The sequence below is a fragment of the Marivita geojedonensis genome (assembly GCF_002115805.1).
Classification (GTDB): domain Bacteria; phylum Pseudomonadota; class Alphaproteobacteria; order Rhodobacterales; family Rhodobacteraceae; genus Marivita; species Marivita geojedonensis.
On sequence record NZ_JFKC01000018.1, the window covers coordinates 1 to 18,451 of the forward strand.

General features: G+C 59.8%; 13 protein-coding genes. 7 read left to right on the top strand and 6 right to left on the bottom strand.

What is annotated here, in order from left to right:
- From MGEO_RS15310 to gabT, 6 genes are all read right to left on the bottom strand, one after another.
- Window positions 1–545, bottom strand: a 545-nt coding sequence (locus MGEO_RS15310; protein ID WP_143746279.1) for a DMT family transporter, incomplete at its 3' end; no start/stop codon positions are given.
- Window positions 546–1,388: 843 nt separating this feature from the next.
- Window positions 1,389–2,867, bottom strand: coding sequence for an NAD-dependent succinate-semialdehyde dehydrogenase (locus MGEO_RS15320; protein WP_085639722.1), 1,479 nt, complete (start codon window positions 2,865–2,867; stop codon window positions 1,389–1,391).
- Window positions 2,868–2,909: 42 nt separating this feature from the next.
- On the bottom strand, window positions 2,910–3,470 hold the full coding sequence (locus MGEO_RS15325; protein ID WP_085639725.1) for a carboxymuconolactone decarboxylase family protein: 561 nt from the start codon (window positions 3,468–3,470) through the stop codon (window positions 2,910–2,912).
- Window positions 3,467–5,095 (bottom strand): FMN-binding glutamate synthase family protein, encoded by a 1,629-nt coding sequence (locus MGEO_RS15330; protein WP_085639728.1) that lies wholly within the window; start codon window positions 5,093–5,095, stop codon window positions 3,467–3,469. Before MGEO_RS15330 ends, MGEO_RS15325 begins: the two co-directional genes overlap by 4 nt.
- Window positions 5,095–6,414: an aspartate aminotransferase family protein gene (locus MGEO_RS15335; protein ID WP_085639731.1), complete on the bottom strand. Its 1,320-nt coding sequence runs from the start codon at window positions 6,412–6,414 to the stop codon at window positions 5,095–5,097. Before MGEO_RS15335 ends, MGEO_RS15330 begins: the two co-directional genes overlap by 1 nt.
- Before the next feature lie 105 nt (window positions 6,415–6,519).
- Window positions 6,520–7,902, bottom strand: a complete 1,383-nt coding sequence (gene gabT / locus MGEO_RS15340) for a 4-aminobutyrate--2-oxoglutarate transaminase (RefSeq protein WP_085639734.1) — start codon at window positions 7,900–7,902, stop codon at window positions 6,520–6,522.
- 175 nt (window positions 7,903–8,077) lie between these two features.
- Between gabT and MGEO_RS15345 the strand changes: the two genes are divergently transcribed.
- The 7 genes from MGEO_RS15345 to MGEO_RS15375 all read left to right on the top strand — a co-directional run bounded on the left by MGEO_RS15345 (window position 8,078) and on the right by MGEO_RS15375 (window position 18,451).
- A complete protein-coding gene (locus tag MGEO_RS15345) occupies window positions 8,078–8,647 on the top strand; it encodes a cupin domain-containing protein (RefSeq protein WP_085639737.1) in 570 nt (189 codons plus the stop codon).
- Between the two features lie 165 nt (window positions 8,648–8,812).
- A complete protein-coding gene (locus tag MGEO_RS15350) occupies window positions 8,813–9,775 on the top strand; it encodes a TAXI family TRAP transporter solute-binding subunit (protein ID WP_085639740.1) in 963 nt (320 codons plus the stop codon).
- Between the two features lie 108 nt (window positions 9,776–9,883).
- Window positions 9,884–12,622 (top strand): TRAP transporter permease, encoded by a 2,739-nt coding sequence (locus tag MGEO_RS15355; protein ID WP_085639743.1) that lies wholly within the window; start codon window positions 9,884–9,886, stop codon window positions 12,620–12,622.
- Between the two features lie 13 nt (window positions 12,623–12,635).
- Window positions 12,636–13,061: a universal stress protein gene (locus MGEO_RS15360; RefSeq protein WP_085639746.1), complete on the top strand. Its 426-nt coding sequence runs from the start codon at window positions 12,636–12,638 to the stop codon at window positions 13,059–13,061.
- A 157-nt stretch (window positions 13,062–13,218) separates the two neighbouring features.
- Complete coding sequence (locus tag MGEO_RS15365; RefSeq protein ID WP_085639749.1) at window positions 13,219–14,187, top strand: carbon-nitrogen hydrolase family protein; 969 nt, start codon at window positions 13,219–13,221, stop codon at window positions 14,185–14,187.
- A 46-nt stretch (window positions 14,188–14,233) separates the two neighbouring features.
- Entirely contained in the window at window positions 14,234–16,996 is a 2,763-nt protein-coding gene (locus MGEO_RS15370; RefSeq protein ID WP_085639752.1) for an aminotransferase class I/II-fold pyridoxal phosphate-dependent enzyme, read from the top strand.
- Between the two features lie 3 nt (window positions 16,997–16,999).
- Complete coding sequence (locus tag MGEO_RS15375) at window positions 17,000–18,451, top strand: biotin carboxylase (RefSeq protein ID WP_085639755.1); 1,452 nt, start codon at window positions 17,000–17,002, stop codon at window positions 18,449–18,451.

Consider the following 18,451-nt stretch of genomic DNA (forward strand, 5'->3'; position numbering starts at 1 on the left):
ATCCATCGGCGTAAGCACACTGTGTAAATTGCCCAAATAAATGAGCCAGCTAATAGTAGCGACGGTCCCCAAATACTTGTATCGACTATGGCCCACTTAACATCCTGCCAAACCATTAGAGTTGCACCCGAGAAAGCAATTACAGCGCCAAGTATCTCACATGCTTGCAGCCGCCGCCCGTGCCAGACTTGGGAGATGAACAGTATGAGTAGTGCAGAGAGGGCAAAGATCGCGCCACCAGTAGAGGCGGGGCTATGATGCAACCCGGAGTAAACGAGCCAATTGAACAGCGTTACAGACAAGAACCCGAGTGCTAGCATCTGTAGAGGATGGCTCGCCCAAGCGGCGGCGATTTGCGGCCAATTGCGTACAGTGAACGGCAACAAGACAATTCCGGCAACGACCCAACGAAGATAGTTCAACTGGAATGGTTCGATAGCTTCATGAAGGGCGCGCGCTACGACAAAATTTCCAGCCCACATTAGCGGACCCAAAGCCGCAACAAGAAACACACCAACGCTGTTCAATCGAGGCGATTTAGGCATAGGTTTCCCCCACGTAAATATTGTTCAAGCGGAGGCGTTCATCAAGTGATTTCAATAGTGTGACGGTTGTAGATCAGGACCTGCACAACCTGTTTGCAAGTGCGTTAAATTTGAGCGTGCTGTCTTGGATGCCCGGGGCTGACACTGCCGATGGCCGAATGAATTCCCGCCGGTTGAAGCAATTCGACCGTTCGCACAAAGAGCCGTGAATGCTCGCTTCGAACTTAAGCTTCCCAACAGTCTTCCGACGCGTGTCTTCAAACTTCCCACGCGTGTCTTCAAACAATGTGTTGCAAGAACTGTGTTTGCGTCACTGTTCCAAATCACTGTGTTCAACACAGTGATTCAGCCCCAATACGCACAGCAGCACACTTTCAAAAGTGTGTATCAAGTGTGTATGGCGATTTTGGAGGGTGAAAGTGGTGTTAAGTACTTGATTTTAATGGAGGCGAGTACCGGAATCGAACCGGTGTACACGGATTTGCAATCCGGCGCTTCGCTCTGTAACTACGTAATAATATTGTAAACGTACTACCTTTGTTCACGGCCTTATCTCAAAGGCTTACGTAGAGGCTGTAAACTGAAAACTCTGTTTTCGGCTTTGTTGGTGCCATCCAGTTTCCTTGGAAATGAAGTTTCTCGTCTTTGTGTTTCGAATTCCCACCTCTCCCAGAAGACTACTTGGTTCGTATGCGTCTCCCAGCATTCACCGGATAAATGCGATACAAATAGCACGAGGGGAAAGATGTCATCTCGGTTTCGCGAAGCGGCAACTCCTCAAAAGCCGCCGCTTCCTATTCTGTCAAATTGCGGACACTAAATGACACTGCGACGCTACAGCCCTTAGACGGAGGTGCAGATGTATTTCATCTCCATGAATTCATCCATGCCGTGGTGGCTGCCTTCCCGGCCCAGTCCGGATTGCTTGACCCCGCCAAAGGGCGCCACCTCGGTTGAGATCAACCCAGTGTTCACACCCACCATGCCATATTCCAGCGCCTCCTGAACCTGCGTGACGCGGCTCAGGTCGCGGGCATAGAAATAGGCGGCGAGGCCAAATATCGTGTCGTTGGCCAGATCGATAACCTCTTCGACAGTGTCGAAATTGAATAATGGTGCCAGCGGGCCGAAGGTTTCCTCCTGCGCGAAGGCCATTTCACGTGTTGCGCCCGTGACGATGGTCGGCTGAAAGAATGTGCCGCCTAGATCGTGCCGCTTGCCGCCGGAGATGACGGTGCCGCCCTTGGCGATAGCGTCCTCAACATGTTCTTCGACCTTGGCAACCGCTTCCTCGTTGATCAGAGGGCCAAGCTGTACCCCGTCAGAGAGGCCGTCGCCTACCGGCATCGCTTCTACCGCGTCCTTGAGCTTGGCGGCGAAGGCATCATAGACGCCGGCCTGCACGTAGATGCGGTTGGCGCAGACGCAGGTCTGGCCGTTGTTGCGATACTTGGAGATCAGCGCGCCCTCGACCGCGGCGTCCAGATTGGCGTCGTCGAAGACAATGAATGGAGCGTTGCCGCCCAGTTCCATCGAGCATTTCATGACCTGATCGGCAGCCTGTTTCAACAGGATGCGCCCTACTTCCGTGCTGCCGGTGAAAGTCAGCTTTCGGACTTTTGGGTTCTCGCAGAATTCCTTGCCGATGTCCGAGGACCGGGACGAGGGGATGATCGACAGCACGCCTTTAGGGATACCCGCACGCTCCGCTAGTTCCCCCAAAGCCAGCGCCGAAAGGGGCGTTTCTGCTGCTGGACGGGCCACGAAGGCGCAGCCCGCGGCCAGCGCCGGGCCTACCTTGCGGGTGATCATTGCGTTGGGGAAGTTCCACGGCGTGATTGAGGCGGCGACTCCGATCGGTTGCTTGATGACGGTGATGCGCTTGTCGCGCTGGTGACCGGGGATGGTTTCGCCATAGGTGCGCTTGGCCTCTTCGGCGAACCATTCGACAAAACTCGCCCCATAGAGGATTTCGCCACGGGCCTCGGCGTGTGGTTTGCCCTGTTCTGCGGTCAGGATCGTGGCGAGATCGTCGGCATTCTCGACCATCAGATCGAACCACTTGCGCAGGACGGCAGCGCGTTCCTTGCCTGTCCATTTGGACCAGTCCTTCTGCGCTATGTAGGCGGCATCGATGGCTAGGGCGGTCTCGATGCGGGTCACGTCAGCAACCTCGGCGATGGTATCGCCGCGCGCGGGGTTCGACACCGAGAAAGTGGCGCCGTCATCGGCGTCCACCCATTCGCCGGCAATATACGCCTGGGTCCTGAGGATCGCCGGGTCCTTGAGAAGGTCTTTCAGTCCGGTCACGGATTTCAGCATGGGTCACCTTTCTATGTATGAGGTGTTTTTGGTCAGACGCCGTCAGTGGCCGCCCGGGTTCAACGGGGTCTGGCGCAGCACCTCGGCGATGTCGTCGTCGAGGGGGACGTCGAAGGAATTCAGCTCGTAGCCGAGCACGGAATAGAAGCCGACGGTGGCGATCAGGTCGAGAACCGCCAGCTTGCCCAAGTCGCGGGCGATGCCGTCGATGCTGGCCTGCGACAGCCTGTGGTCCGTCATCAGTTCGTCGACCGCGCGGGCGATCAGCGCGTCCTGCAGCGCCATGTCTTCGCACGGTCCGGCGATGGAGGCAATGCGCGCATCGCTCAGACCGCGACGGCGGGCCCGGTCAATGTGCTGCTGCCATTCGTAGGACGATCCAAGCCGGTGGCCGGTGCGCAGGATGGCGACCTCGGACAGCTGCGGGCCGAGCGTCGTCTGGTTGACGATGTGCTCGCGCAAAGGGGCCCAGGCGCGCAGCAGGGCCGGGTGGTGCGCCATGACGCGGTAGACGTTGAGTGCCCCGGCAAAGCCGTCGCGCAGGTCAGTGACCTCGACAGGCCAGGCCGCGTCCGTCATGGGCGTAAAGTCGAAATCGGTCATGCGCCGCGCCTAGTCTCTGTATCGAAAGGCTGGAAGCTGTCGGCAGAGGAGCGCCGCCAGCGTTTGCGGTATCCCTGCGGATCCTCGTCACCCGAGTTCAGCAGGAAGCCGACCGGCATGTAGGGATAGATCTCGTCGCCCGTCACCATGGTGCGATCGCCTTCGCGCAGCAGCAGGTGGAAGGGTAGGAACTCGCCCGGGTGCAAGAGACCTGCGGCGCTGGTTAGCTCGCCGATGGCATGCATGGTGTTCTTGTGGAAGCGCGCCACGCGCTCGGCCTTGTCCGGCACCACCAGCGCGCGCGAGCGATGCGGGTCCTGCGTGGCCACGCCGACCGGGCAATGGTTGGTGTGGCAGGCCTGCGCCTGGATGCAGCCGACGGCGAACATGAAACCGCGCGCCGAATTGGCCCAGTCGGCGCCGAGCGCGATGGCTTTGAGGATGGCGAAGGACGAAACCAGCTTGCCCGAAGCGCCGATCTTGACCTGGTCGCGGAGCCCGGCACCGCGCAGGGTGTTGTGGGCAAAGGTCAGCCCCTCGACCAGCGGCATGCCCATGTGGTCGGCGAATTCCACCGGCGCGGCGCCCGTGCCACCTTCCTTTCCGTCCACCACGATGAAATCGGGAGCGATGCCCGTCTCCAGCATGGCCTTGACCACGCACATGAATTCGCGCCGGTGACCGATGCACAGCTTGAAGCCGACGGGCTTGCCGTCCGACAACTCGCGCAGCTTGCCGACGAACTCCATCATCTCGATGGGGGTCGAGAACTCGGGGTGCGAGGCGGGCGAGACGCAATCGATTCCCATGGGGATGCCGCGCGCCTCGGCGATCTCCGGGGTGATCTTTGCGCCGGGCAGCATGCCGCCATGGCCAGGTTTGGCGCCCTGGCTCATCTTGAGCTCGATCATCTTGACCTGCGGGTCGGCGGCCTGCTCGGCAAAGCTCGCGGGATCGAACCTGCCGTCCTTCGTGCGGCAGCCGAAATAGCCCGAGCCGATCTCCCAGATCAAGTCGCCGCCGCCTTCGCGGTGGTAGCGACTGATGCTGCCTTCGCCGGTGTCATGGGCAAAACCGCCCATCTTGGCGCCCTTGTTCAGCGCGAGGATGGCGTTGCCCGAAAGCGCGCCGAAGCTCATCGCGGAGATGTTGAACAACGAGGCGTTGTAGGGCTGCTTGCAGGCCGGGCCACCGATCGGAACGCGAAAGTCGAAATCATCGATCTTCTTGGGCTGGGCGGAATGCGTCAGCCATTCGTAACCCGCGTCGTAGACCCGGCGGCGTGTGCCGAAAGGGCGTTTGTCCTCTACCCCTTTGGCCCGCTGGTAGACGAGGCTGCGTTGCTCGCGGGAGAACGGTTCCTCGTCGGCGTCGTTTTCGATCAAGTATTGTCGGATCTCCGGGCGGATGCCTTCAAACAGGAAGCGCATGTGGCCCAGAATGGGATAGTTGCGCAGTATGGCATGTTTGCGCTGCGTGACGTCATAAATGCCCAAAGCCGTTAGGCCACCGAACAGAGCTAGTGGCAGCCGAAACCACCCGTGGAACGCGAGACCCAACAAGGACACAAGCGCTATGACCGAGCATCCCACCAAGGTTGCATAGCGCTGTTGTTCGCGGAGCATCAGATCGCCGCCGAAATCGCGCCGGCCAGCTTGTCGACCAACTCATCCAACTGGCCGTCCTCGATAATGAACGGCGGGGCCAGGAGGACGTGATCGCCAGTCTTGCCGTCGATTGTGCCCGACATCGGGTAGCAGATCAGCCCGGCCTCGAAGGCCGACTTCTTGACCTTTCCAGCGACGCCTTTGGCGGGATCGAACGGTGCCTTTGTATCTTTGTCGTCCACGAGTTCGATGCCGCGGAAGAGGCCGCGCCCGCGCAGGTCTCCCACATGGGGGTGCTGGCCAAATCGGTCTTCGAGCCGTGCGGCCAGTTTGTCGCCCTGTTCACGCACCCGCGCCACGAGGTCGCGCTCCAGGATCGAGCCAACGACAGCCAGCCCGCAGGCAGCGGCGGTGGGATGTCCCACATAGGTGTGCCCGTGCTGGAAGAACCCGGACCCTGCCTCGATGGCGCCGTAAATCTCGGAGGTGCAGAGCATGGCTCCGATCGGTTGATAGCCCGCGCCGAGGCCCTTGGCGATACAGACGATATCCGGCGCAACGCCGTCTTGTTCACAGGCGAAGAGGCTGCCCGTCCGGCCCATGCCGCACATCACCTCGTCGAGAATGAGCAGCACGCCGTACTTGTCGCAGATCTCGCGGATGCGTTTGAAATATCCGGGGGCTGGCGCCAGTGCGCCCGCCGTGGCACCGACGACGGGCTCTGCCATGAATGCCATGACGGTTTCCGGGCCGAGGCGCAGGATTTCTTCTTCTAGCGCCTGCGCCGCGCGCAGCCCGTAGTCCTCGGCGGTTTCATCGTCGCGCCTGTGGCGATATTCGTAGCAGGGATCGATATGGCTAACGTCCAGCAGGAGCGGTCCGAACTGCGCGCGGCGCCATTCATTGCCGCCCGCGGAGAGCGAGCCGATGGTGTTGCCGTGGTAGCTCTGCTTACGGGCGATCAGGCGGCCGCGTTTCGCCTCGCCCTTTTCGACCCAGTACTGCCGGGCTAACTTGATAGCGGCTTCGGTCGCCTCGGACCCCCCGGAAACGAGATAGACTCGGTTCAGTTCCCCCGGGGCATTGGCGATGAGTAGATCGGCCAGTTTTTCCGCTGGCTCCGAAGTGAAAAAGCCCGTGTGGGCAAAGGCCAATTGGTCGATTTGGGTCTTGATCGCATTGACCACGGTACGGTCGGAATGGCCTAGGCAAGACACCGCCGCCCCGCCGGAGGCATCGAGGTAGCGTTTGCCATTGTTGTCGATCAAGTAGCATCCATCCCCGCCCACGGCGACCGGCGGTTGCTGACGTGTGTGACGGGGAAAGATGTGCGACATGAGGCATCTCCTGCGGGGTTGTCGAATGATAGCATCCGCAGTCTAGGGGGGAAAAGTGATGTTGCAAAAGGCGCGAGACCGGAGCCTCGCGCCTGTCGTGTCATGTTACTCCGCGGCGTGGCGGATTTCGTCAGCCATCGCGTCGGCCAGCGCCGCCTCGAAGATAGCAAGACCCTCTTCGATGATCGCGTCGGACGCGGTCAGCGGTACCATGATGCGCACGGCGTTGCCATGCATGCCGCAGGACAGGAGGATCAACCCGCGTTTCAGCGCGTGAGCGATGACTGACTTGGTCAGGGCAACATCGGGCGTGGCTGTGCCGAAATCGGTCACGAACTCAACGGCCAGCATCGCACCAAGGCCACGGATATCCCACATCCGGAAGGGGGCCACGCGGGCGCCAATGTCGGCGAAGCGCGCCCGCATGGTATCACCAAGCGCGGTCGAGCGGGCCAGAAGATCCTCGGACTCGATCGCTTCGATCGCGGCGAGAGCCGCCGCACAAGCCACCGGGTTGCCACCATAGGTGCCGCCCAGACCACCTGGTTCCAGCGCGTCCATTACCTCCGCGCGGCCAATGACACCAGCGACAGGATAGCCGCCTGCCATCGACTTGGCACAGGTGATGAGGTCCGGCGCGACACCGGAATGCTCGATGGCGAACCACGTGCCGGTTCGGGCAAAACCCGCTTGGATCTCGTCGGAAATCAGAAGGATGCCGTGCTTGTCGCAGATCGCGCGCAGCGCCTGCCACATTTCGGTCGGAACGGGGTGGTAGCCGCCTTCGCCCAGGACCGGCTCCAGAATGATTGCTGCCACGCGGTCGGGCTGTGCATCGGTCAGGAACAGGGTTTCCAATGCGCGCAGGCTGTCACTCACCGTGAGTCCGGCGCGCGTGTCCGGGAACGGGGCGCGGAAGATGTCGGACGGGAAAGGGCCCACGTCCTTTTTGTAAGGATTGACCTTGCCGGTCAAGCCGAGCGTAAGCAGTGTACGGCCATGGTATCCGGCGGTGAACGCGATCACGCCGGGGCGCCCAGTATGGGCGCGGGCGATCTTGACGGCGTTTTCCACGGCCTCGGCACCAGTGGTGACCAATAGTGTCTTCTTGGCGAAATCGCCCGGCGCCAGCGCGTTCAGCTTCTCGGCCAGGGCGATATAGGGCTCATAAGGCACGACCTGGAACGAGGTGTGCGTATACAGGTCTTCCTGTGCCTTGGCCGCGGCGATCACGCTGGGGTGGCGATGGCCGGTGTTCAGCACAGCGATGCCACCTGCGAAGTCAATATAGCGTTTGCCCTCGACGTCCCAGAGCTCGGCGTTTTCGGCGCGGGCGGCAAAGACCGGCGCAGCCGATCCCACGCCACGGGCGACAGCGGTCTCACGGCGGGCCCAGAGAGCGGCGTTGTCCTGCTGTTGCGCAGCAGCACGGGCCTTTGCGTTCTTCTTTCGGGGGCTGGATTTGGTGGGGGTTTTCTTTGCGGGCATGTCTGGTCACTCCGGTTCATGCGGGCGTTAAAAATATTTACCGTCTGGCGAGTATATTTGTCAATCTCAACTTCGAGTGCGAATAATTCTCGCAAAAACAACAATTTATAAAAGGCTTGACGAGGCATACATTCACAAGTCAAGTTTTCTTATCGACCCTTAAGGGGAATCGCAGATGGATATTGGCGGCAGACTCAGAGCGATACGTGAGGCCAAGGGCATGTCACAGCGTGACCTTGCCAGCCGGGCTGGCCTGACGAGCGCGGCGATTTCCCTAATCGAACAAAACAAGTCCAGCCCGTCCGTTGCGTCTCTGAAAAGCCTGCTGGACGCAATCTCGATGACTATGTCGGAGTTCTTCATTGAGGTTGAGGATGCCGGCACGCCGAAATATTTCTACACCGCCGACGAGCTGATCGAGCTTTCGCCGCAGGAGCTTGGCCTCGGGAGTGGGTCGGAGCGCGTGTCGCTCCGACAAGTGGGGGAGGCGTCGCGCCACTCCCTCCAAATGCTCCACGAAGTCTACCCGCCCGGTTCCGATACGGGGCCAGACATGTTGCGCCATGAAGGCGAAGAGGCCGGGATCGTGATTGAGGGCATTATCGAGGTAACCGTCGGCGATGTCGTGCGAGTCCTGAACCCTGGTGATGGGTATCTGTTCGACAGCACGATTCCGCACCGGTTCCACAATATTGGAGATAAAAAGTGTGTTGTAATAAGTGCTTGTACGCCGCCCAGTTTTTAGGCTTGCCGCGGGGTGCTGACTTTTTGAACAGCTGGCGCGACGTCGCAAACGTGGCATGTTCGGTCGGTTTTCTGCATTTGGCTTGAACAACATTTCTAAGTTGTTAGCCTGCGCAGGGTAGCGCTTTGCCAGACTAGTATACGAAAGCGCAAGAAAGGGAGACACATGAACAAGTTTATCAAGGCTGTTGTTGCAGTCACATTTGCAGTATCGGCCACCGCTGCGGCCGCACAAGAGCGTTTCATAACCATCGGGACGGGTGGTCAGACCGGCGTTTACTTCGTGGTGGGACAGTCGATCTGTCGCCTAGTCAACCGCGGGTCGGCCGATCACGGGCTGAAATGCACGGCACCCTCCACCGGCGGCTCGATTGCCAACATCAATGCCATCGCGGCGGGCGACATGGATATGGGTGTCGCGCAGTCGGACTGGCAGTACCACGCCTATAACGGATCTTCTGAGTTCGAGGGCAAGCAGGTCGGCGATCTGCGCGCCGTGTTCTCGGTCCATCCCGAGCCGTTCACTGTCGTGGCGCGCACCGACAGTGGCGCGACTGACTTCGACAGCCTCTTTGGCAAGCGTGTAAACGTGGGCAACCCGGGCTCCGGCCAGCGTGGCACGATGGAAGTCGTGCTAAACGCCATGGGCAAGAGCATCGACGACTTTTCGCTCGCCTCAGAGCTGAAGTCGGCCGAGCAATCGGCAGCTCTGGGCGACAACAAGGTGGACGCAATCGTCTTCACTGCGGGTCACCCGAACGGCTCCATCCAGGAAGCGACCACCACTACCGATGCCAAGCTGATCCCGGTGACCGGCCCGGCCATCGACAAACTGGTGTCTGAAAACCCGTACTATGCCAAGGCGACCATTCCAGGCGGCATGTATAAGGGCAATGACGCAGATATCGAAACGTTCGGAGTGAAGGCGACCTTCGTGACCAAGGCCAGCGTGCCCGACGATGTTGTTTATACCGTTGTTAAGGCCGTGTTCGATAATTTCGATCGCTTCAAGGGTCTGCACCCGGCGTTTGCTAACCTGCAGGAAGCGGACATGATCTCAGGTGGGCTGAGTGCGCCGCTGCACCCGGGTGCCGAGAAATACTACCGCGAGAGAGGTTGGATCCAGTGATCCATCATCTGGCGTGACGACAAGGGGAGGCCCCGCGCGACGGGGCCGCCCACCAGAAAATAGCACCGTCGCATGGTGTACGAGCGGTGCCGACACGGGGGACGTGCCATGACAGATCAGGATCAGACACAGGCGGCAGGGCAGGTCGCTCTGAACCAATCCGAACTCGACGAACTGGTTGCCTCTTCCGACACAGGCGGCCGCAGCCCGTCTCTACCGGTTGCCCGGTTCATCACCATCGTCGCGATCTTCTGGTCGCTATTCCAGCTTTGGATCGCCTCGCCCATTCCATTCATGGTGGGCTTTGGCGTTTTCAACGATACCGAAGCACGGGCCTTCCACCTGGCATTTGCTCTTTTTCTCGCTTACGCCGCTTATCCGGCGGCACGCACACCGTTCCAGCTCTTGCTGGGGATCGGAATTCCGATTCTGCTGGCGTTTCTCTTCATCATCGGGATCGGCGGTCTGGGCGCGGGGTGGTGGATCATTCTGGTCGCAGCCGCCGTGGTGGCAGCTATTGTCATGGGATCACCAAAGCATTGGGTCCCGCCCTGGGAATGGGCGCTCGCCATCGTGGGCGCAATCACCTCACTCTACATCTTTTTCGCCTATGATGGCATCGCGAGCCGGGTAGGTGCTCCAATTACGCAGGACCTTGTGATCAGCGTCATCGGCATGATCTTGCTGCTGGAGGCCACGCGGCGCGCGCTCGGCCCTGCGCTGACCATCGTGGCATCAGTCTTCCTAGCCTACACGTTCCTCGGGCCTTACATGCCCGGCATCATCGCCCATAGCGCGAAGTCGTTGGGCGTGGTCGCCAACCACCAGTGGATCACCACGGAGGGCGTCTTCGGTATCGCGCTGGGCGTGTCGACCTCATTCGTCTTCCTGTTCGTCCTCTTCGGCTCGCTCCTCGACAAGGCGGGGGCGGGTAATTACTTCATCCAGGTCGCGTTCTCGCTTATGGGTCATATGCGTGGGGGACCGGCAAAAGCGGCGGTCGTTTCCTCGGCCATGACCGGGCTCATCTCGGGCTCTTCCATCGCCAACGTGGTGACCACGGGGACGTTTACGATTCCACTGATGAAGCGAGTGGGCTTCTCCTCCGAGAAAGCCGGCGCGGTAGAGGTCGCATCTTCCGTGAACGGGCAGATCATGCCGCCCGTCATGGGTGCCGCGGCCTTCCTGATGGTTGAATACGTCGGCATTCCTTATTTTGACGTGGTCAAGCACGCATTCCTGCCTGCGGTCATTTCCTACGTCGCGCTCGTCTACATTGTGCACCTTGAAGCTATGAAGGCGAACATGCAGGGGCTGCCACGCGCGGTCGAACCCAAGCCGCTGGTCGCCTGGTTGATCAGCCTCGCCTTCACTATAGCGGTCATTTGCGCGCTGTCCTTTGGGGTCTACTACACAATGGGCTGGATTCGTCCTGCCTTCGGGAAAGCTGCTCCTTGGATCGTGTTCGGCGGCTTGACGGTCGTATATATCGCGTTGCTCTACGTTGCTTGCAAACAGCCGCGCCTCAAGATGGAAGACCCTAACGCGCCGGTGACCAAGCTGCCACCGCCGGGGCCGACGATCCGCGCGGGCCTGCACTTCCTGCTGCCGGTGGTGGTGCTGGTCTGGGCACTCATGGTGGACCGCAAGTCGCCGGGCCTGTCGGCCTTCTGGGCGGCGGCCTTCATGATTTTCATCCTCGTAACACAACGCCCGCTGGAAGCGATGTTCCGCGGCGAAGGCAGCGTGGCCGGTGCCGTCTCGCGCGGCGTTCGCGAACTGTTAGAAGGGCTGGAAGCCGGCGCGCGCAATATGATCGGGATCGGCATTGCGACCGCGACCGCCGGCATCATCGTGGGCGCTGTCAGCCAGACCGGAGTCGGCTCGGCGCTGGCGGACGTGGTTGAGGTGCTATCGGGCGGCAACATCATGGCGATTCTCGTGCTGACGGCGATCTTGTCGCTGATCCTCGGCATGGGTCTGCCGACTACGGCGAACTACATTGTCGTCTCGGCCCTACTTGCCCCGGTCATTGTGACCTTAGGCCAGCAGAACGGGTTGATCGTTCCTCTAATCGCAGTGCACCTGTTCGTCTTCTATTTCGGCATCATGGCGGACGTTACCCCACCGGTTGGCCTGGCCAGTTTCGCGGCCGCCGCCGTTTCGGGCGGCGACCCTATCCGCACAGGGGTGGTCGCATTCTTTTACAGTCTGCGGACCGCCGCCCTGCCGTTCCTCTTTATCTTCAACACTGATCTGCTGCTTATCGATGTGGGCTGGGCACAGGGGATATTCGTCTTTATAACGGCAACACTGGCGATGCTTCTCTTCGCGGCTGCGACGCAAGGCTGGTTCCTTGCGCGCAACCGAATTTACGAGACCCTCGCGCTTCTCCTAATAGCCTTCACCCTGTTCCGCCCGGGTTTCTGGATGGACATGGTGGCACCGCCCTTCAACAATGTGCCGCCAGCTCAGATCGAGCAGGCGATGGCCGCCACGGAGGTGGGGCAGGACATCCGTCTGACCATCGACGGGCTGAATGCTGTGGGAGATCCGGTGACCTTTACTGCCGTTCTTGCTGTGCCTGAGGGCGATACCGGAGCTGACAGGTTGATGACGGCGGGGATCGAATACCTCGACAACGGCGGCAAGATCATGATCGACAACGTCGCTTTCGGTAGCGCGGCGCAGGCTGCTGGGCTCGACTGGGATCAGGAAATCGTCGCGGTACAGACACCAGCATCGCAGCCGACCAAGTACTTGATGTATCTGCCCGCGCTGCTGCTTCTGGCCCTCGTGGTGGTGCTGCAGCGCCGTCGCGCGTACACGCAACCTGCCAAGGCATGAAGGAGGCCTGACCATGTTCGACAATGTGCTTTTGCCAATCGATCTGAACCATCAGGCGTCCTGGGAGAAGGCGCTGCCCATGGGGCTCAAGCTTTCCGGAACCAACGGCACGCTGCACCTGCTGGGCATCGTTCATGACCTTGGCGCAGCCGCAATTGCCTCTTACCTGCCTGATGGGTTCGAAGAAAGGGCACTCCAGAAGATGAAGGCGGATCTCGATGCCTTCATCGCCGAAAAGCTCCCGGCTGGGGCGAAGGCAGAGGCCCATGTGGGTCACGGCCATGTGCCGGAGCATATCCTGTCCGCCGCCAGGGACCTAGGTGCAGATGTGATCGTCATGGCCTCGCATCCGCCGGACGAATTGATGACCTTCCTCGTGGGATCGCACGCCGACCGGGTCGTGCGCCACGCGGATCGTCCCGTGCTCGTCGTGCGCTAGCGTGCGGCGATCAGTTATGCACTTAGTCGCGCACAAGTTGCTGTAGTACGCTTACATGCACGAACCCACGCATCGCGGGCCATTGCGCGCGACGCTCCACCATGAACCAAGCCGCAGGGGTGCTGAGCAGTCCCTCTGCCAACGGAGAAAGCAAATAATGACCCCTTTCGCGATCGCCGGTGTGCAAATGCACGTCGCGGCCCTTCATTCGAACGTAGAGGCGATGCGGCACAGGATCGATGTGCTAATGGCGCGGTTTCCCTGGACTCAGATGGTCCTGTTCTCGGAGCTGGCGCCCTATGGCCCGCTGGATAAGTTCGCCCAGCCCTTCCCAAACGATGCCCTGTCGCAGTTCCAGGAAGACGCGCGGCGCTACGGGATCTGGCTAATCCCCGGTTCGATGTTCGAAAAGACCGAAGACGGGCGCATCTTCAACACCTCCGTGGTGATCAATCCCGACGGCGATATCGTCGCGAAATATTCCAAGATGTTCCCTTTCCGGCCATACGAGGCTGGGATCGCCGCGGGGACCGAGTTCTGCGTTTTCGATGTGCCCGAGATGGGTCGGTTCGGCCTGTCGATCTGCTATGACATCTGGTTCCCCGAAACCACACGCCAGTTGACCAGCCAGGGCGTTGAAGTCCTTTTGCATCCGGTTCTGACAGGCACAACTGACCGCGATGCCGAACTGGCCATAGCACGGGCTACGGCGGCGCAATTCCAGTGCTATGTCTTCGACGTGAACGGTCTGGCCGCAGGCGGGGTGGGGCGGTCCATAGTGGTGGATCCGGCGGCGACCGTGTTGCACCAATCGGCGGGACAGGAAGACATGTTCCCGATCGAGGTCGACCTCGACCAGGTGCGTCGCCAACGCGAGACCGGAATCAAGGGTTTGGGGCAGGTTCTGAAGAGCTTCCGCGATCGCGATGCGGAATTCAGTGTCTACAACCGGGCAAGCGGCATCGACGGCTATCTGCACACGCTGGGGCCGCTTGAGATGCCCCGCAAGGGTTCCGGCCGGGGAATGCAGGCGGGGGATCCGCGAACCGCGCTCGGTTATGTAGAGACGCCGTCGGTCCCACCGAATAACTTTTCCGTTTTCCACGGCAAGACGGGAGCTGACTGAAGAGGGCGGCCGGGCAAAAAGCCTGGGCCGTTGGGGGAGGCAATAAATGAAAACGCACGCGAACGATTCGAAACTGGGCTCTATCCGGGATTATTACAGCGCGACGCAGCTGAGGTCGGATCGATGGAGCGCCTTGCGAGAGGCCGCAGAAGGCCTGCACAGGCATGGTGTCGATGGCCGGCAGGGCAAGAAGCTTATTGCAACGGCCGAAGCCCTGTTTGAGGCGCTGGAGCCAATTGAACGGTACTGGGCTTTCCCCGGCGCACATGCCTTCGACCATCTGCGACGACTGCTGCATGCGGGTAATATCGAGGACCTTTCGATCGCCGTCCGCCGGGTGGCACGTGCGCTGACCTCGGGGGCCTACCGGCGGCGGAGCATTCCGCTCGGCGCGGATGAGGTCGACTCGGAGGATTTCGAAGACGAATCCTCGCTAAGCCCGGAGGCGCGCTCCCTTGGGCGGCCCTATTTCGAAGTCCTGATAGTTGATGACGTCAACGAACATCAGGACCGCTTCCTGCGCCACAGTCTCATGCGTATGCGCCGACCTGAAGACCCCTTCATATACGAGCCGGTTGTGGTGCCCTCGCTCGAGGATGCTTTGATCGGAATTCTCTTCAATTACAACGTGCAAGCGGTCGTTGTTCGGCCGGGTCTGACTCTGAAGTCCCGCAATGAGCTGCCCATTCTTAGCCAGTACCTGAACCACTTCCGGGAGGACGAGGAAGTTGACGCGATCGAGCCGCACGAATACGGGCCAGAGGCCTGCCGCTTGATTGCCAAGATTCGTCCCGAACTGGACGCCTACCTGATCACAGACCGCTCAGCGGAGGATATCGCCGGTCTTGATCTGGGGCGGTGCCGGCGGGTGTTTTACAACCAGGAAGACTTCCTCGAACTTCACCTGAATATCCTGCGCGGTGTGAACCGGCGCTACAAGACGCCCTTCTTCACTGCGCTCAAAGAATATTCGCGTCAGCCGACCGGCGTTTTTCACGCCATGCCGATCAGCCGGGGTAAGTCGATCTCGCGCAGTCACTGGATTCAGGACATGGGGGCCTTCTACGGACCCAACATCTTCCTGGCCGAGACCTCGGCTACGTCCGGAGGCCTCGACAGCCTTCTGGAACCGCGAGGCCCGATCAAGGAAGCGCAGGACATGGCCGCGCGTGCGTTCGGCTCGAAGCACACTTTCTTTGCCACCAACGGCACCTCGACCTGTAATAAGATAGTCGTGCAATCGCTAGTGCGGCCGGGAGACATCGTGCTGGTCGACCGGGATTGCCACAAATCCCATCATTATGGGATGGTTCTGGCAGGGGCAAATGTCGTCTACATGGACAGCTACCCGCTGCACGAATATTCGATGTACGGCGCCGTGCCCGTGCGGGAGATCAAACATCACTTGCTGAAGCTTAAAGCAGCCGGGAAGCTTGACCGCGTCCGAATGGTTCTGCTGACGAACTGTACCTTCGATGGGCTGGTTTACAATGTGCAGCGCGTCATGGAAGAATGTCTCGCGATTAAGAAGGACCTGATTTTCCTTTGGGACGAGGCATGGTTTGGCTTCGCGCGTTTCAGTCCGACATACCGTCAGCGCACGGCCATGGGTGTGGCCAATACTTTGCGGGAAACCCTGCGCCTGCCGGAAACGGCTGAGACCTGGGAGCGCCAGCAGGCCGAGCTGGAGGGCGCCGACGAGGAAACGATGCTCAACACCCGGCTGGTCCCACCGCCGGATGCAAGGGTGCGGGCTTATTCCACCCAATCGACGCACAAGACCCTGACGTCGTTGCGGCAAGGCTCGATGATCCACGTTAACGATCAAGACTTCAAAGGAGAGGTCGAGCAGGCCTTCCACGAGGCTTACATGACCCACACCTCTACCAGCCCGAACTATCAGATCATAGCATCGCTCGACGTGGGACGGCGGCAGGTCGAATTAGAAGGGTTCGAGTTCGTACAGCGGCAAGTGGAAAGCGCGATGGCGATCCGCCGGGCGATCATGACGCACCCGCTTCTGAAGAAGTACTTCCGCGTGCTGACGGCGGGCGACATGATCCCTGATGGCTATCGCGAAAGCGGGATGGAGAGCTATTACGACCCGGCGCAGGGCTGGACGGACAAGTGGTCGGTCTGGAATCAGGACGAATTCGTCCTCGACCCGACCCGCATCACGCTGGCCGTGGGCGGCACGGGTTGGGACGGTGATACGTTCAAGACAAAGATCTTGATGGATAAATATGGGATCCAGATCAACAAGACCTCACGTAACACCGTGCTCTTCATGACCAATATTGGTACGACGCGCAGTTCCGTTGCCTATCTGATTGAGGTTCTCGTCGAGATTGCCAATGAGCTGGACGATCTACTCGACGATGCGTCGAAGATGGAGCGGCGATCATTCGAGAACCGCGTCGCGGCGCTGATCGAGCATGTGCCGCCACTGCCCGATTTCAGCCGGTTCCACGACGCTTTCCGTGCAGGCAAGGACACGCCCGAAGGCGACATCCGGGAGGCGTTCTTCCTCGCCTACGACGAGGACAATTGCGATTACCTCGATCTGGACGAGACGCTGATTGAACGCCTTGAGAAGGGCGATGAACTGGTTTCGGCCAGCTTCATCATCCCCTATCCACCGGGGTTTCCGATCTTGGTACCGGGGCAGGTGATCAGCCCCGAGATTATGACGTTCATGCGCGCACTGGACGTGAGCGAAATTCACGGTTTCCGACCGGATCTGGGCCTGCGTGTGTTCACGCCGGACGCCTTAGCCGGAGTGATAAAGAAACTCAAGGGAGAGGAATGAAGAATGCCGAAGAAGACATTGAAAAACATATCGGAAATCCGCCGGTATTTCCACACGAATGCCGATCCGATCTACTTCGTGTCCGCCACGAACTTCAATCTTCTGGGCCTCGACGAGTGGGTCAAGAACTTCAAGTACATCTGTTACATGGATTGCTTCGACGGGCGGCATCCCAATGTCCTGTGCCCCTCGGAGATGCCCCATGACGAATTCCAGTCCATTGAGGACATCAACAACTACCTGCTGCAGCACAAAGAAGTCGTCGACTATGTTAAGTCGCGCGGTGGCAAGCCGAAGTTCGTCTTCCTGATGTTCGACCAGACCACCGAGAAATTGGTCAAGGAACTGGGCGGCGAAGTCTGGTTCCCCAAGGCCAAGCTGCGGACGCATATGGACAACAAGATAGAAACGGTCCGTGTCGGCAACAAGGCGGGCGTGCCGTCCGTGCCCAACACGCTCTCCAAGGTCGAAAGCTACGAGCATCTGCGCGAGATTTGCGAGGAGTCCGGTCTTGGTCATGACCTCGTGCTGCAGTCCGCCTTTGGCGACAGCGGACACACGACGTTCTTCATCAAGTCTGAGGCCGACTTCCGCAAGCACGAACACGAGATCGTGGGTGAAGGCGAAATCAAGATTATGAAGCGGATCGACTGTCGCGGGTCGGCCATCGAAGCCTGCGCCACATCCGAAGGCACTATTGTCGGCCCATTGATGACCGAGCTTGTCGGTTTCAAGGAATTGACTCCTTATCGCGGCGGCTGGTGCGGCAACGAGATCTTCTCGACAGCCTTTCCCCCGAAGACTCGCGAGGCGGCCCGCGACCTGACCTTCAAGTTCGGGGAGCAACTGCGCAAGGAAGGATACCGAGGTTATTTCGAACTGGACTTCCTGATCGACAAGAAGACTGGCGAGATCTGGCTGGGCGAGTTGAACCCGCGGATTACCGGGGCTTCGTCAATGACCAACCATGCGGCATTCGCCCATGCGGATGCGCCGCTCTTCCTATTCCACCTGCTGGAGTTTTCGAAAAAGCCCTTTCAACTGAGTGTCGAGGAGCTGAACGCCCGCTGGGCGGACCCGGACATGATCGACTCCTGGAGTCAGATGGTGATCAAGCATACCGAAGACAGCGTCGACATCATCACGCAGGCCCCGCAATCGGGCATCTACAAGATGCTGCCAGATGGCAGCGTGGTCTATGACCGGTTCGACTATCACCGCCGTGCCGTTGAAACTGAGGACGAAGCTTTCTTCCTGCGGATTTCCAATGTTGGCGACTATCGCTATGAGGGTGCTGACCTCGGGATTCTGGTGACGCGCGGGCGGTCGATGACGAAGAGCTTCCAATTGACCGCGAAATCGAAGAAATGGATCGAAGGGATTAAGGCATCCTATTCGGCCCGGTCGCTGCCGTCTGCACAGGCTTTCGAGGACCCGGCGTTCAAGATAATGTAG

Coding starts and splice junctions, on each gene's coding strand:
- MGEO_RS15320 (WP_085639722.1), bottom strand. CDS start 2,867: ATGCTGAAATCCGTGACCGGACTGAAAGACCTTCTCAAGGACCCGGCG.
- MGEO_RS15325 (WP_085639725.1), bottom strand. CDS start 3,470: ATGACCGATTTCGACTTTACGCCCATGACGGACGCGGCCTGGCCTGTC.
- MGEO_RS15330 (WP_085639728.1), bottom strand. CDS start 5,095: ATGCTCCGCGAACAACAGCGCTATGCAACCTTGGTGGGATGCTCGGTC.
- MGEO_RS15335 (WP_085639731.1), bottom strand. CDS start 6,414: ATGTCGCACATCTTTCCCCGTCACACACGTCAGCAACCGCCGGTCGCC.
- gabT (WP_085639734.1), bottom strand. CDS start 7,902: ATGCCCGCAAAGAAAACCCCCACCAAATCCAGCCCCCGAAAGAAGAAC.
- MGEO_RS15345 (WP_085639737.1), top strand. CDS start 8,078: ATGGATATTGGCGGCAGACTCAGAGCGATACGTGAGGCCAAGGGCATG.
- MGEO_RS15350 (WP_085639740.1), top strand. CDS start 8,813: ATGAACAAGTTTATCAAGGCTGTTGTTGCAGTCACATTTGCAGTATCG.
- MGEO_RS15355 (WP_085639743.1), top strand. CDS start 9,884: ATGACAGATCAGGATCAGACACAGGCGGCAGGGCAGGTCGCTCTGAAC.
- MGEO_RS15360 (WP_085639746.1), top strand. CDS start 12,636: ATGTTCGACAATGTGCTTTTGCCAATCGATCTGAACCATCAGGCGTCC.
- MGEO_RS15365 (WP_085639749.1), top strand. CDS start 13,219: ATGACCCCTTTCGCGATCGCCGGTGTGCAAATGCACGTCGCGGCCCTT.
- MGEO_RS15370 (WP_085639752.1), top strand. CDS start 14,234: ATGAAAACGCACGCGAACGATTCGAAACTGGGCTCTATCCGGGATTAT.
- MGEO_RS15375 (WP_085639755.1), top strand. CDS start 17,000: ATGCCGAAGAAGACATTGAAAAACATATCGGAAATCCGCCGGTATTTC.